This is a genomic window from Ignatzschineria sp. RMDPL8A (assembly GCF_029815055.1).
In the GTDB taxonomy this organism is placed as follows: Bacteria; Pseudomonadota; Gammaproteobacteria; order Cardiobacteriales; family Wohlfahrtiimonadaceae; genus CALZBJ01.
Genome location: NZ_JAPPWA010000001.1, coordinates 274786 through 289682 on the forward strand (window position 1 = coordinate 274786; position 14897 = coordinate 289682).

The following is a 14897-nucleotide window of genomic DNA, read 5'->3' on the forward strand; positions in this document are numbered from 1 at the left end:
TTCCAATATGACTATAAACTAAAGATCTCTTCAATCCACTTTTGGTATTCTCCCGCCTTTAAATATGGACCATGAACGGTTTTGTAACAACCTTTAGACTCTACCTCGATATCCTTATTCACAACGAGCCAATCCACATTACAAATTACCTGATCAGAAAATTCGTTTATAATTCCTCTTACAATACCAATATGTAAAATTTTAATATTAGAGGAACCTTGCCCACATCTTCTTTTAATGGCTATTCGATCATTCACTTGAATTTCTTGAGCTTTTTTATATTGCTGCTCATTTTCATCTTTAGAATATCCCAGCGCCCAAAATCCGTTTTTTACAAATTCATCATCGACATTATTCGTGCCTGACTGCATACTAGCTCCGACAATCCAATATCTAAACCTTTCACTCTCCATATCAACCTCTCGCATAAATATTATTAATAATTTTTCTTAAGCAATTAAAGCTTCTGCTTAATAACGCTTAAAATATATTCTAATTGCTCAGTATCTTTTAAACTGATTTCATAATCCCCATTTCCCCAATGCCCGATATTACGCATATCTCGAAAAATCGCTTTAGGATCATCTAATGTGCCCCAAACCGCATTGATATAGAGAATCATGGTTCTTTTTTGCATGACTATATCCACAATCGTTGTTTTATCTTTTTTAAAAGCCGCATAATATTTGGTATAAACCAATTCGATTTGATCATCTAAATTTAAAATCGCCTGTTTAAACCGCTCATAAAGCTCGATCGTGCTTTCCGAACCTAATTGGTAAAACGATTCTTCATCATAAACTTTGATCTCTTTCGTAATGCTAGCTAATGGTGTTAGTTCTGCACTGTCAGAGATTGGCTGAGGTAATGATGGGGCATTTTTAGAACGCTCAATAAAGTTCACGGTTAAAAGATCATTGTGATAACGCTTAAACTCTATAAGCTCAATCCCTAAGTTTTTAAAATTGGTCGCATTTTTCTGGTAATCATTAAATGTATTAGCAACAAATAGAATACGGCTTTGACTCCAATCGATATCGCTTCGTTTTAAGATCTTTCCTAACGATTGCTCATTGTACTCAACCATTAGGCTATCTTTATATTCAAGCATCGCATTAAGATAAGAAACCCCCTGATCCACCACGCTTTGGCTCTTATCTCGCTTATACTCAATCACGACAAAAGCTTGTTTTTCTTCATCAAACGCCAATGTATCAAAGCGAAACTGTTTCAAAGAAAACTCAGTCTTCACTAGCGTTAAGCCAGTTAAAGTCATTAAATTCGCTTCAAATAGTGCTTGCATCTCTTTTTCAAGTTTAAAGGGCTGCTCTTTAATTTGTTGTAACTCGTGCGAGCCAATTTTATAAATATCCATTAATTGTGTTCCTTTACACAAACATCCGTTGCAACATCGCTTTTTTAAGTGACTCATAATGGTTGAGTTTTTTTGTCTCTACTTCAATACGCACATCCAGCGACTGGAAAAACTCCCCGATTTTGGTTTGTTCTTCTTTAGATGGGTATAAGGTACTAATTTTTTCTATAGTTCGCTTTGATAAACTAGGTACTCCTGTTGATTCATCATACCTCAACCAATTTATTTGACTTAAAAGATAAAATAAAAAGACAATATTAAGTTGTTTAGTTGTAAGAAAAAACAGAGTATCTACAGTCCAAAATGGTGCTTTTAAAAATAAAGGTTTATTTATTGTTCCTTTTCTACCTATTCCTACAGCGTCACTTGTTGACAACGCTTGATCCACACTTAACATGTAGCCACCTGTACCAAAGACAGGAATATCACCCTTGCTTAAGTGCTTATAATCACGGCCTGAATTAACGCAAAGAATATCTTCTAATGGGGCTCTACACCACCCTCCACTAAACCCTTCAAATCTGAGTTGTGGCTCTGTTTCACCTTTTTGAGGAAACATCTTTTGAAGCATCGCTTTTTTATAGCGTTCGGATTGCTCGACTTTTTGTTGTTGCAGCTCAATAGCACGATCGAGTTTTTGGAAAAGCTCCCCAATTTTGGTTTGTTCTTTACTAGATGATGGTAAACGAATAGCTAGCTCTGTAAGCATACTTCTAACAATATATGGAATACTTCCAGTCCTTGCTTCCTGATGTATTTTTCTCGGCAAAGCCAACGATATAGATGAGAATAAAAAAGATCTGGTAGCTTTAAAGTCCGTTAATACATATGTGCGCTGATAAGCATTAAATTTACCATCCGCATAATGCATATAGCCAACCGTAGCACCATTTCCAGCAATTGTAATCGCTGGTCCCTCAAAGGCGGCTACATCAATTTTATATTTTTGAATTCCAGAAGTATAAAAATCATATTGTCCATTTTCCTTCATTGCATTAGCATCAAGTTTCCCCGTCGTTATACTGACTAACTCACCTAATTCCCGAAGTAACCACTCACCACTAAACCCCTCAAATCTCAATTGAGGAATCATCGTTTCCGCCTTACTCATTCACGCCTCCCTTAAGAAGCTGCTTAAATGCCTCAAGCTCTGCATTAGCCTCTTCATTGGTGCCGGTTAGCTCGTTAAAAAGCTCGAGCAGATCAGCCTCAACACTTTGTAGCTCGGTTTTCGTTGCCGTCATCTCTTCCATTAATGGGACGAGCGGAATCTCAGGCTCGGGCTCAAAGGTGTCCACATATCTAGGGATATTAAGGTTAAACTCGTTTTCTTTAAGCTCTTTAAAATTCGCAACATAAGCAAACTTATCGATAAACTTACGATTCGAATAAGCATCTAAAATCTCCTCAATGTGGTGAGGTTCCATCGTATTTTGATTCCCCTTTTTGGTGAATCGCTCAGAAGCATCAATAAAAAGCACATCACGCTTGGTGTAATCTTTTTTAAGAATGATAATCGTCGTTGGAATCGAGGTATTAAAGAAGATATTTGCCGGCAAACCAATTACGGCGTAAATATGCCCATTCTCGAGTAATGTTTGGCGAATCTTCGCTTCAGCTCCACCACGAAACAGAACACCATGCGGTAGTACAATGGCCATCGTACCGCTCGATTTAAGGTGATAAAACCCATGAAGCAAAAAGGCAAAGTCTGCACGCCCTTTAGGCGCTAAAACGCCATAGTCCATAAAGCGAGGATCATCTAAGAAGCCTTTTACCGCACTCCATTTTGCTGAATAGGGAGGGTTCATTAAGACGGCATCAAAGTTCGTTGGCTCATCTGTTGGCCAGTCATCGCCTAACGTATCACTATTATTAAGATTTTGGTTGGCAATCGCAACACTATGCAACATCATATTCATGCGGGCTAAGTTATACGTTGATGTATTAATCTCTTGCCCAAAATAACGTACGGTTTCCGGCTCATTCGTCTCTTTTTTAACGTTGAGCATTAAGGAGCCTGAACCCATCGTTGGGTCATACACAGTAAACCCTTTTTGATTCTCTTTCCCTTGCAGAACAATCTTTGTCATTAGATTTGAAACCGGCTGTGGCGTATAGAATTCACCCGCATTTTTCCCAGAGTCTGAGGCAAATTGTCCAATCAAATACTCATAAGCATCACCGAGAACATCCCCATCATGCTTACCTAAGTTAATATTAGCAAGCCCCTTCATCACATTAGAAATAGTCTCATTCTGTTTTTGTGGCGATGCACCAAGCTTACGAGCATAAAGATCAATATCTTCAAACAGATTATTAAATGCCGCATTAGATTGCTCAATATCTCTAAATCCTTGCGCTAAATCCTCTAGCTGAAACTGACTGTTATACACATCTGAAATCAACTTAGTAAACGTAAGTTCCGGCTTTAACACATAGGAAAACTGATCATAAAGTGCTGAGATCAAGTCATCTTTCAGTTCAGGATCGTTGTAAGCGTCAGTATAAATCGATTGAGCCTCAGCAAGGTTTTCCACCTTCTCTTCTAAAAGCGCTACAGCATAATTGAGCAAATTATCCGACAGATATTTATAGAAAACCATTCCTAAAAGATAATTCTTATACTCATTGGCATCCATTTTCGAGCGTAAGATATCGGCACACGCCCAAAGCGCACTATAAAGGGTTTTCGAGTTTTGTTCTGACATAGTATCTAATCCAGTAATTTGGGGGAGTTATTATTACTAGATGATAGCAGAAACCTCCAAAAGATGAGATTTCTACATTACCCGTCAATATTACAAGTTATCAATATTTTGTTTAAATCCATAATCACTTCCATCCAATTCCCTGTCAAACAACACCGAGCTTAAAATTGACTGCGGATGCTCTCTTAATCGATTAAACGGCTTGACTGGATAATCATTGTCTAGATAAAACTCAATTCGTTGTTTCAAAATACCAACCGCTAATCTTCCTGCGAACCGTTTCGTCAAATTTTGTTTTTGATAGCTCTCTATACTTCGTTTAACGGATTGGTAGATTAAGTTATGCATTTGAGCAACAGAGAAATGCGCCAATCCTTGAAGCATCACTGCTCTTGTTCCTTCTGCATAGTTAAAATTAAACCGCTGTTTTTTAAGCTTGTAATCTAAATATCGTATGCATTCTCTTATGGCAACTTCATAACATAGGGATTCATTCGTCTCCCTATAAGTATCCTGTGAATGATCTAGATAAGTCTCTTCAATTTCCTCCATGACACTCTCAATGCTACCTAATTGCCTATTCAGCTCCCATCTCCTTGCTAATAATTCTTCCGATATAAATGGATATGTTAGAAAGAGCATATCCTCTATAGTACGTGGAACTAAGATCGATTTTAGTATGAAATCAATTACCATTTCGCCGGTAAAATCGATATCCTCTGTTATTAAAGCAAATTTCGTTCTATCAGAAACCTTCAATAAATAAGCATAGAGATAAACTGCTTTTTCATACCCTAATTCACTTATTTTAATGGGATCTCGATTTTGTAATCTAAGAAGTTCTTCCATCAATACTTGCTCTTCTCTTTCGCATCGAATTTGATTACAAGAAGAACAGATATTGTTTTTTGCAATTTTTCCATCCCTAATATAATGAGCTCTATTTTGATATGAATACGCTACGTTGCAATCATCACACAATTTAAGCTGATCTTTTACTAAACAGGACTTCATTAAAACACCGAGTAACTCTCGTGATGAAACCTTATACTCATCAGCAAGCTCTTTTACTTTAAAAACAAAAGAACCACCCTCATCCATTTCCCAATACTTATGACATAGTTCTGCGAGTATTGGATCGTCCGTTAAAATCTCAATCTGTAGTCGTCCCATCAAATTATCCTTACTGTAATCTATTCTCAAGAAGATCAATATCCTGTTTAAAAAAAACCTTCTGTCGTAATTTTCTCTTCCAAGTATGGTCAACTGAATAAATCTGTTGTTGAGTCAGCTGAGTTAGTATTGTGCGAGAATAATCACCTTTAGCTTTCGCATAATGCGCTAATAAAATATATGTCTGCTCAAAAAGTTGAAGATCACTTTTAGCAATGAAGCGTGTTTTATCCATTATTTGATAGGTCAAAAGACCAAGATTTACCAATTGATACGCAAACTCTTGATTGATGCCCCACTCTTTTGCAAAATCAGGAATAGTTAATAGCGAGGTGTGTTGAACTCTATTTCTACTCAGCCAATCATCAAAATCAGACTGAGAAAGAGCAATTCCTCGAATATCTACTGACTTTAAATAGAGTGTCGTCACTCTAATCTCTGCATTCAAAATAGCTTTTAATATTTTGAACAACGCATTTTCTACCCGATTTCCAATAACACGAAGCGCATCAGCAATCGATATCGTCTTGCCTTTATAGCTCTCTATTTTTTCAAACAGCTGTCTTAAATAACTGTGTAGAGCATTTTGATTAAATCGCCATCGCTGACTCTTCCCATCTTCTGGTGGAATAGCGTTCTGGAAAACGCCTTGTTTAATAAGCCCATATAGTTGTTTTTTAGTGACGCCTAAAATTTCTAATGCATCGCTAAAAGAGATCTCTCCCTGTAAATCATCCAAAGCCTCCTCTATTGAAGGGCGATAACAAGCTCTAAAATAACGGTTTCCTTGTTTTTCACAAATTGCTTCAATACGCCCTTCAGAAATCGCCCGATGCATCACCGATGGATTAATTCCATAATCATTGCAAGCTTTTTTAAATGGGATCCAAGCATGTTCTTCTTTTAACGCCTCTGAAAACAGAGAATGCCGATCATTCAATGGTTTTTGCCAATAACGCCGGATATATTCCTCAATGATCCATTTGTAATAGACCATTTCATCATCAGAATAATAACGATAGAAGGTACGATAAAAACGCATAAATGCATCATGTCCATTTAATGAACACTCATCGGGAAGAGACTGCAGCCCTCTAAAATACTCAACGCCGATCTCTTTACCTTTAAATAGCCCTGTATAGAGCTTGCTCAGCGATGAAACAGCAACAGATAAATCATTTAAAGAAAGCTTCTTCTTTTTAACATATTGGCTCTGTAGCCCTTCTGGTGACCAGCGAAACATTAAATGGATAAATCGCAAACGATCTTTTAATGTTTTAAATTGTTGCCGATGATAAAAACGATGTTCTTCTCCCGTATAGTTAATCAATCCCCCTGTTTCTATAAAATATTGAAACAGCAATGCGACTTTTTCGGTCGGCTCATAGTCATACTGGAAGGCTAATGACTCCCCACACTGGCAATATCCAATTTTACTTCTACGATGCCTAATTTTCTTGGCGCAACTTGGACACCGATCGACTAATAGAACATTATGTTTTAAACATGCAATCGAGGTACTTAAAAACCAGTGAGCACGATAATAATTATTCTCTTCTAAGCAGTGCGGACAATATCGTAAACCTGACAAACTTCCTTTTAAATTGGCTGATATTGCAATCACCTCATTTACAAAGTTATTAGTAACGTCATAACCCGTCCACTCCTTTTCTTCAAGAAGCAAAAATTGCAATTCCTTTATGCTAGGTGTTTTACTCCCATAAGCAGGTAAACAATTCTTAATTAGCCATTGAGAAGAAGTATAACCATTTAACTCCGCTAAGCGTTGTAAATAAGATGGGATATCTTCATCTGTGTACATTTTTGGATGATGGAGTGGTTTAACCAGTGAGAAGATCGAAATCTCTTCCATTAATATCTCCCTTAATTAAACGATACTCAGATGAAATGGCATCCCCATTTTATCTAAACGAATCCATTTAAAATCAGTATGAAATGGATTTAACTGATGTGAGCAATCCATCCAAATACTCTCTTTAAACGCTTGACCCAATATTGTCTGATCCAAAGCACTACCATTTTCTAGCGCTATCTCATACGCACTTAGAATCAATTTAACGATATAATCAATAATCCCATTGGTTGCATAATGAATTCTATTCAGAAGATCAATATCTTGAAGGTTCAAAGCATAAGAAGTGGGAATTAAAGAGAGCAATTTCATAATAACGCCTGCAAAAATCTGGTACTCCTCTTTAGTGTCTATAGGAAAAGAGGTTAAATGGATTCGACGGTTGAAACGTCGACGTAGCTGTTCATTAATTTTTAATATCTGTTCACTACGTTCCAATCCCATGAGTACAGTTGGGATATTAGCTTGATCAATTAAACTTTTAAGCCAATCCGCTACTTGATAAGGTGTATTCTTTTTACCTTGATCTATAAAATGCTGTAATTCATCAAATATTAATAGCTCAACATTACATAGCTCAAGATAAGAGAGAATTCGTACCGTTTTATTAATCGCAGAGCCTTTATCAGCCAATGGATCACCCAATTGAACGAGCATCGATTCTGCTACATTTTTAACAGTTGGGATTGCAGGCGTATCGACAACTAATACAGGAATCAAAGGATGATTCTTTGTCTCTATACGTGGATAAACTTTTTCAATTTCTCGTTTAAGCGTTGACTTACCTGTTCCCGCTGCTCCAATACAGAGTAGATGCTGTGCAATATTTACAGATCGTTTTAAGGTTAAAACAGTTTCTATTTGTTGATAGGCTTGATCAAATTGAGGGTAACGAATAACAGTTCTTTTTAAATCAGCAATGACTTGAAAAAGCGCTTGATGATTAGGCATTACCTTGTTCCTTCTGTTCCATTATTGCAAAATCAGGAATCGCATCGATTTCAAAATGCGCTTTCGGAGCTTGAGAGGACTTCCCATGACTCTCTCCCTTTGGTATTTTTCCGATCCGAGCCACTTGACTGCGCTTCTTAATTTTCTTTTCTTTAGATAACGCTTGAATGCTCTGACGCAGCTTTTCTTTTGCTTCTGCTAAATTTTGCTCTTCTTCACCACTCATAATCGCTTGAGCTCTACGTTCTTTTAAAATCATTGTGTGCTGAAAAAGTGATAAATTTTTCACATAATCCTCATCGATACAAGGAACTTCAATAAAAGTATCGCTATCGGGATCATGCACCCAAATCTTCTCTAGATTCTCAGTATTGACTCGAATATTTACTTTAGCCCGATTTCCATAGAGGATCCTCATCGTTCTCAATGCTTCTGAATTATAGAAAAGATGTTTAAAAAGGATTCCTTCATGACTCAATTTTCTCTTATATTCTTTAGCACATATAAGATCAAAATGATCTCGACTAGAAGGAAGCAATGGCTCAAAGCGCTCTAATCCCTTTAACCACTTCTGATGTGGAGTAACGTTAATCGATCTATGTTTGGTCTGCATATAAATTTCTACTGCCCAAAAATAGATTAAACCTCTTAATTCTTTTAAAGTAATCGTCGCTTCTTCTACCGAATTATAATCTCCACGCTCTGAAATATTGGAGAAAGTCGTTCCTTTAATACGTTGAGATACTTGGCGATTTAATGTCCCCAAAAAACGTTCTACTCGCCCTTTATAATATGGCTTGTGTTTAGGGCAAAACATCAATTCAATATTTAATTCCCCACAAACTCGCCTTAACTGTTTTGAATGAAATTCCAACCCGTTATCACAAACAAGTAAAGATGGAATTCCATAAGCTGGCCAGTCTTTATTAATATCCGTATATTGTTCCAACAATATCTGTTTTGGCCAAATTGCTTGACGGAGCGCCCGCATCACCGAAAGTTCTGAAGGAGGCTCAAAATCGATCTCAAGTGCCAAAGGCATTCGAGTATGACTATCTAAAATGCATGTTAAGTATGGACGACCAATCGTTAGCCCTAATACTTCATCAATCACCATGATATCTAGAGGTGTATGGTCAATTTCAACTCGCTCAAGCGGAAAATCTGTTGAAACGCCTTTTCCCGATATACGGTAAACCTTCTCTGCTTCTTTGATTCCATGGCGCTCTGCGACTACTGTATAGTCATCTAACTCATTAATCATTCGATAAACAGTTGAACGACTAGGGCGACTAATATTTTTAGCGTGAAGCTTATTATGCTGTTGAATACGATAAAGTAACGTCAGATAGACTTCTTGTTTACTTTGCCTCTCCCTTGTTAAATATACTTCATTAACCACTTCATAAAATAGCGATTGAATCATTGATTTATATTTTCGATATCCTTTCCTACCTGATTTTTGATTCGTAAGCGCCTTCAGATTTCCATCCGATTCATACCAACGTTTCCACCAACGATATAACGTAATCGCAGAAGGAGGTTTAATATCTTGTAATTGATTAGCCAGAGAAGTAATTAACTCCTCCAGCCCCACCCGTGTTGGGGATCCCAATTGTTTTTGAGCTTCTTTTACATATTCATAACGCCTCATTACAACTTCTTCTTGCTCTGAGTTAATAGCACTTAATCCTTTTATTGTCTCCGTACCTAATTGTGTTTTCTGAACTTCATCAGATAAAGTAATTTCTCCTTTCTCAATCAGAGAAATAAGCTCTACTTTGCTTATTTTAGATATAGATTTATTAGATAAATTTTCCAGATAACATAGATCAATAATTATTTTCTTAACTTGATAAACAATATCATCAGAAATCAGGTGCAATCCGACGTGTAAATAACTGGTAGTCATTCTTTAAATCCTTGCTATGTGAGAAATAAATATCTAATTCAGACGTGAGAGGTTTGGATAAATCCGCCATTAAGTAACCTTGAGCAATCAAAGCATAAACCACAGATTCTGATTCAAAATAATCAATAACATCCGATAAAATTAGGGAGTGAACTCCTGATGCTAAAAGCAAGTGGATGCTTTTAATAACATGGTCATCTAATAAACGTGTTTGATAAGAGCGCATCAGAGTAAGATTCTTTTCTCTCGCTGGATTTATTAACTCTTCTTCAGTTAACACCGAAAAACCATAATTTTCTCGTTCTAAAAACTGGCTAATATGAGCAAAATAATGTTTCAACTCCTGCAATTTTTTCAGCGGCTTAACTTCATAATATTGGATACTATTATTTGAATAGACCACTTCGAAATCAGGTGTATAACGCTTAACTTTATCTTTATAAGGAAGGATAAATGTTCTCGGTTGCTCTCTAAAAGCACTAATCGAAGGAGAAAACTCAAACAGATAACATGCTCTTCGTTCTAATTGTGATTCCCAAGCAACCATTCTTTGCATCTTTTTTGAAGGGAATTGACCTCTCACCGTCATTCGAGAGGGCGTTACAGGGTTTCTAGCTCTTTGAATATTATTCTCTGCAAGATTTCTCTTCAAAATAGAGATACCTGTCAATCTTCTACGCGAAGATGGTTGTTTTTTAAAAGACATAAAAGATCCTTGCCAAATCATTTTGGCAATAAAAAATTACTGAAATCGATAGGATCAACTTGACGTAGTCTTTAATAAAATAGATACTTACAACGACCAAGGAGTAAGAATTATCTTATTCATTAAAGAACGGGGCAAGTTAATCACTTCGCCTCGTTTTTTATTTCACGTTATAAACTTAACCCATCCCAACTTGCTCCCTTTTTAACTTTAACCATGTAATAACATCCTCTGTAAAAACAAAATACCCTCTACGTCCTTCTATTGAAAACTCTTTTACGGGTAAATCACCTCTTAACCTTGCCTGTTGATAAGCAGCTAAACTAGGGTAACAAAGCACATGCCAAATGTTTTTTGTTGAAATTAATGGACCATAAGTTTGATATAAAAATTCAGCTGTTTTCAATCCTATTTGCTCCATGCTTGTTACTCTCTGTAACTAGTTATACACGCTATTATTGTAAATCTTTTTACTTGTTTGTGTTATGGTTATATTTTCTAACTAAGCATCAACACAAAATAAAATTATCACTTAATTATCAATGTCTTAATTCCTTTGTTTTTTCAAAAAATAGCTGCCCCACTCTATGATTATCAAAAACATACAAATCAAATTTTGGTACGAATACGTCCGAAATGAAGTAAAAAAACAAAATATAGCTAATAAAAATATATCCGCATACCAATTAGAAGATATGGAATTATCAAAATATAAGAGAAATAGAAGAATAAAAGATCAACTGTCAAACCGATGGTACAGATATAAACATGGGACAAGTATGCCCAGAGTATATTTTATAGAACAAGTAGATAAAAAGGTTGAAGGCTCAGCATCAATTATTAACAATCCTATGTGGAAAATATTAAAGATTCTTGAATCAAAATCATCTGAAGATCACTTTAACGAACTGAAAAAAATAGATTTATTATGCTTTAATAAAAAAACTCGAAAAACGATTTCAAAAAACTTAACAGAGCTTAAGCCCTATACTAACGGTATTGGGAGAATCTTAGCTTATCGAGGTTCTTTCGAGAGTATTGCTGCTCTAATCCTATTCATATTTCAAATCAAACAACAAATAATAGTGACTAAAAAAATAATCTTAAACTCGAAATTTAATAGTAAAAATCACCAAATAAAAAAGAGGCTGAAAGAGCAACTAGGGCGAGTTATATGTTATATACATCATACAATGCTATTAATTGGCATGGAATATTTAGATCATCCAGCCTTCAAACTATTAGAAGAAACCTATGACTTCATTTTCCATCATCTATTACGAAATATCCCAGTTACAAAAGATATGTTTTTTTCATATAAAAACATTAAAAATTTTACAAGCTATCTTCTTCTTATTGAAGATATCAATATTTTATATCTTATGAAAAACAATCAGTCACCTCTATCACGATATAACTACATATTATCGCACCTCTTTCAGTTTAACATTTCATATACATCTATGTTTTTAATAGAAAAAAAGCCATTTTCTTGAAAGGGCTTTATACGTCCATTACTCATTTCACAATTTGAGACAAAATATCATTGGTTTGAGATGCCATTTCATCGTTCGTGAGATTCGATAGGATGCAAATAATCTATTTCAAAAATATCAATAATAAAAAAGCCTCTATCTTATCCAGAGGCTTTTTCTCGTTTCATCGTTTGAGATTCCGTATCACTATTTGGGATTTGGTATCACCATTTGGGATTTGGTATCACCATTTGAGACGCCGTTTCATTCTATTTGAGATTCGACAAATTAATTTTAAATATCGAGATTGCCGACCATTTGAGCATTTTGCTCGATAAATTCACGGCGGGGCTCAACTTCATCGCCCATCAGCATGGTGAAGATTTCATCGGCTTTCACAGCATCTTCCACTTTCACTTGAAGGAGACGACGGGTTTCAGGATCCATCGTGGTTTCCCAAAGCTGCTCGGCGTTCATCTCCCCGAGACCTTTATAGCGTGAAACATGTTGGCCGCGTTTTGCTTCATTAATGAGCCAATCCATGCCCTCTTTAAAGGTGCTGATATTTTGCGTTTTCTCACCACGACGCACAAAGGCTCCGTCATGTAGGAGCGCTTGCAACTCATCGGCTAAACTACCGATATGGGAGTATTCCGTTGAATTCACAAAACGGGTATCGATGCGATAATAATCGCGCGTGTTATAACGTTCTGTCACAATCTCAATGCTGCTATTTTGCGGATCGTGAGTGATCTTATATTGATGTGATCCCTCTTCTTGATTGGCCGTTAAGAGCGCCATGAGGGCATCGATCCAAACCTGTGCTTCCGCGCTATTACCTAAAATGGCATCGGTTAAACGGGGCATTGAGAGCAGATCATACAGCACTTCCACCGGCAGACGGTGTGAGATTCGCTCGATCACTTGTTCAACAAAAAGGAGCTGTTTTGCAAGACGCTCAACCACCACTTGTGAAAGCGCTGGCGCATCAGGGCTTGCGTGGAATGTTCCATTTTCAAGCGCGGTATTGAGGAAGTAGAGTGTTAACTCATTATCATCCTTCATATAGGTATCTTGTCGACCACGACGCACTTTATAGAGCGGCGGCTGAGCAATATAGATATGCCCGCGTTCCACCAGCTCGCGCATTTGACGATAGAAAAACGTGAGCAGTAACGTACGAATGTGCGCACCATCCACATCCGCATCCGTCATGATTACAATGCGGTGATAGCGCAATTTATCGGGATCAAATTCATCACGACCAATGCCACAACCAAGCGCGGTAATTAAGGTACCGATCTCAGCCGATTGAAGCATACGGTCAAAACGTGCACGCTCAACGTTTAAGATCTTTCCTTTAAGCGGTAAAATCGCTTGGAATTTACGGTCGCGCCCCTGCTTTGCAGAACCGCCCGCTGAATCCCCTTCCACTAAGAAGAGTTCTGATTTCGCCGGATCTTTTTCCTGACAATCGGTAAGTTTCCCGGGAAGCCCTGCGATATCGAGCGCACTTTTACGACGAGTCATTTCACGGGCTTTACGCGCCGCTTCACGAGCCTTCGCTGCATCGATAATCTTGGAGGTGATCGCTTTCGCATCGTCCGGATTTTCAAGCAGATATTCCGCCATTTTCTCCCCAAGCACGCCCTCAACCGCCGGTCTCACTTCACTTGAAACGAGTTTCTCTTTCGTTTGTGAGGAAAATTTTGGTCCGGGAATTTTTACCGAGATAATCGCGGTAAGCCCTTCACGGGAGTCATCGCCTGTGGTGGCAACTTTCGCTTTTTTAAGGAGATCCTCATCATTCATATAACGATTTAAGGTCCGCGTCATCGCCGCTCTAAAGCCTAGCAGATGCGTTCCCCCATCGCGCTGAGGAATGTTGTTGGTGTAACAATGCACCGACTCTTGATAGCCATCAGTCCACTGAAGCGCAATCTCAACGGTGATATTATCTTTCTGATGATTACAGTAGAAAATACTGTTGTGGATCGCGGTTTTATTTTTGTTGATTAGCTCGACATAAGCGCGAATACCGCCCTCAAAATCGAAGACTTCGTGCTTATCCGAACGCTCATCTTTTAAGGTGATGCGCAGCCCTGAGTTAAGGAACGCAAGCTCACGTAAACGTTTGTAGAGAATGTCATAATCAAAGTCGATATTGGTAAAGACTTCAGCACTCGGTCTGAAATAGACGGTGGTTCCGGTCTTATCAGTATCGCCAATCACACGAAGCGGATATTGAGGTTCGCCCAGTTTATACTCTTGCTCGTGGACATGCCCCTCTTTGTAGATCGTCATTTTAAGATCAGATGAGAGCGCATTGACCACCGATACCCCAACCCCGTGAAGACCGCCTGAAATCGCGTTATCTTCAAACTTACCGCCGGCGTGAAGCACGGTCATCACCACTTGTGCTGACGATACGCCCTCTTCCGGGTGCATCTCAACGGGGATTCCGCGTCCGTTATCGCTTACGGTAATGGAGTTGTCCATATGAATGGTCACTTCAATATCATCACAAAAGCCTGCTAATGCTTCGTCAATGGCGTTATCCACCACCTCAAAAACCATATGGTGCAAGCCAGTACCATCATCCGTATCACCGATATACATTCCAGGGCGCTTGCGTACTGCATCGAGCCCTCTTAATACTTTGATACTCGGAGAGTGACTATCTGTTGCCATTCAAATACCTCGTGTGTTTTTACTCTTTTA

At 37.7% G+C, this 14897-nt stretch carries 12 protein-coding genes; 1 reads left to right on the top strand and 11 read right to left on the bottom strand.

Annotation, left to right across the window (positions count from 1 at the left end):
• Positions 1 to 11: 11 nt before the first annotated feature.
• From OXI21_RS01265 to OXI21_RS01310, 10 genes are all read right to left on the bottom strand, one after another.
• Entirely contained in the window at positions 12 to 371 is a 360-nt protein-coding gene (locus tag OXI21_RS01265; protein WP_279617735.1) for a hypothetical protein, read from the bottom strand.
• Positions 372 to 457: 86 nt separating this feature from the next.
• Complete coding sequence (locus OXI21_RS01270; protein WP_279617736.1) at positions 458 to 1375, bottom strand: DUF5655 domain-containing protein; 918 nt, start codon at positions 1373 to 1375, stop codon at positions 458 to 460.
• Between the two features lie 13 nt (positions 1376 to 1388).
• Positions 1389 to 2486, bottom strand: a complete 1098-nt coding sequence (locus tag OXI21_RS01275; protein WP_279617737.1) for a restriction endonuclease subunit S — start codon at positions 2484 to 2486, stop codon at positions 1389 to 1391.
• Positions 2479 to 4086, bottom strand: a complete 1608-nt coding sequence (locus OXI21_RS01280; RefSeq protein WP_279617738.1) for a type I restriction-modification system subunit M — start codon at positions 4084 to 4086, stop codon at positions 2479 to 2481. Before OXI21_RS01280 ends, OXI21_RS01275 begins: the two co-directional genes overlap by 8 nt.
• Positions 4087 to 4176: 90 nt before the next feature.
• Entirely contained in the window at positions 4177 to 5259 is a 1083-nt protein-coding gene (locus tag OXI21_RS01285) for a hypothetical protein (protein WP_279617739.1), read from the bottom strand.
• Positions 5260 to 5269: 10 nt separating this feature from the next.
• The gene (locus tag OXI21_RS01290; protein ID WP_279617740.1) at positions 5270 to 7132 is read right to left on the bottom strand and encodes a helix-turn-helix domain-containing protein; all 1863 of its coding nucleotides are present in this window, start codon (positions 7130 to 7132) and stop codon (positions 5270 to 5272) included.
• Positions 7133 to 7147: 15 nt separating this feature from the next.
• Entirely contained in the window at positions 7148 to 8083 is a 936-nt protein-coding gene (locus OXI21_RS01295) for a TniB family NTP-binding protein (protein WP_279617741.1), read from the bottom strand.
• Positions 8076 to 9995 carry a DDE-type integrase/transposase/recombinase gene (locus OXI21_RS01300; protein WP_279617742.1) on the bottom strand — a complete coding sequence of 640 codons (1920 nt, stop codon included), beginning with the start codon at positions 9993 to 9995 and terminating at the stop codon, positions 8076 to 8078. Before OXI21_RS01300 ends, OXI21_RS01295 begins: the two co-directional genes overlap by 8 nt.
• The gene (locus OXI21_RS01305; protein WP_279617743.1) at positions 9952 to 10701 is read right to left on the bottom strand and encodes a TnsA endonuclease N-terminal domain-containing protein; all 750 of its coding nucleotides are present in this window, start codon (positions 10699 to 10701) and stop codon (positions 9952 to 9954) included. The genes OXI21_RS01300 and OXI21_RS01305 overlap by 44 nt, the downstream gene beginning before the upstream one ends.
• Positions 10702 to 10879: 178 nt before the next feature.
• Positions 10880 to 11122: a hypothetical protein gene (locus OXI21_RS01310; RefSeq protein ID WP_279617744.1), complete on the bottom strand. Its 243-nt coding sequence runs from the start codon at positions 11120 to 11122 to the stop codon at positions 10880 to 10882.
• 166 nt (positions 11123 to 11288) lie between these two features.
• Here OXI21_RS01310 and OXI21_RS01315 point away from each other — a divergent pair, with 166 nt between their 5' ends.
• On the top strand, positions 11289 to 12197 hold the full coding sequence (locus OXI21_RS01315) for a hypothetical protein (protein ID WP_279617745.1): 909 nt from the start codon (positions 11289 to 11291) through the stop codon (positions 12195 to 12197).
• Between the two features lie 273 nt (positions 12198 to 12470).
• Here the strand turns inward: OXI21_RS01315 and gyrB are convergent, their stop codons facing one another.
• Positions 12471 to 14867, bottom strand: a complete 2397-nt coding sequence (gene gyrB, locus OXI21_RS01320) for a DNA topoisomerase (ATP-hydrolyzing) subunit B (RefSeq protein WP_279617746.1) — start codon at positions 14865 to 14867, stop codon at positions 12471 to 12473.
• Positions 14868 to 14897 lie beyond the last annotated feature (30 nt).

Excerpts from the sequence above, each read along its gene's own strand:
- OXI21_RS01265 (WP_279617735.1), bottom strand. The coding sequence starts at position 371 with ATGCAGTCAGGCACGAATAATGTCGATGATGAATTTGTAAAAAACGGA.
- OXI21_RS01270 (WP_279617736.1), bottom strand. The coding sequence starts at position 1,375 with ATGGATATTTATAAAATTGGCTCGCACGAGTTACAACAAATTAAAGAG.
- OXI21_RS01275 (WP_279617737.1), bottom strand. The coding sequence starts at position 2,486 with ATGAGTAAGGCGGAAACGATGATTCCTCAATTGAGATTTGAGGGGTTT.
- OXI21_RS01280 (WP_279617738.1), bottom strand. The coding sequence starts at position 4,086 with ATGTCAGAACAAAACTCGAAAACCCTTTATAGTGCGCTTTGGGCGTGT.
- OXI21_RS01285 (WP_279617739.1), bottom strand. The coding sequence starts at position 5,259 with ATGGGACGACTACAGATTGAGATTTTAACGGACGATCCAATACTCGCA.
- OXI21_RS01290 (WP_279617740.1), bottom strand. The coding sequence starts at position 7,132 with ATGGAAGAGATTTCGATCTTCTCACTGGTTAAACCACTCCATCATCCA.
- OXI21_RS01295 (WP_279617741.1), bottom strand. The coding sequence starts at position 8,083 with ATGCCTAATCATCAAGCGCTTTTTCAAGTCATTGCTGATTTAAAAAGA.
- OXI21_RS01300 (WP_279617742.1), bottom strand. The coding sequence starts at position 9,995 with ATGACTACCAGTTATTTACACGTCGGATTGCACCTGATTTCTGATGAT.
- OXI21_RS01305 (WP_279617743.1), bottom strand. The coding sequence starts at position 10,701 with ATGTCTTTTAAAAAACAACCATCTTCGCGTAGAAGATTGACAGGTATC.
- OXI21_RS01310 (WP_279617744.1), bottom strand. The coding sequence starts at position 11,122 with ATGGAGCAAATAGGATTGAAAACAGCTGAATTTTTATATCAAACTTAT.
- OXI21_RS01315 (WP_279617745.1), top strand. The coding sequence starts at position 11,289 with ATGATTATCAAAAACATACAAATCAAATTTTGGTACGAATACGTCCGA.
- gyrB (WP_279617746.1), bottom strand. The coding sequence starts at position 14,867 with ATGGCAACAGATAGTCACTCTCCGAGTATCAAAGTATTAAGAGGGCTC.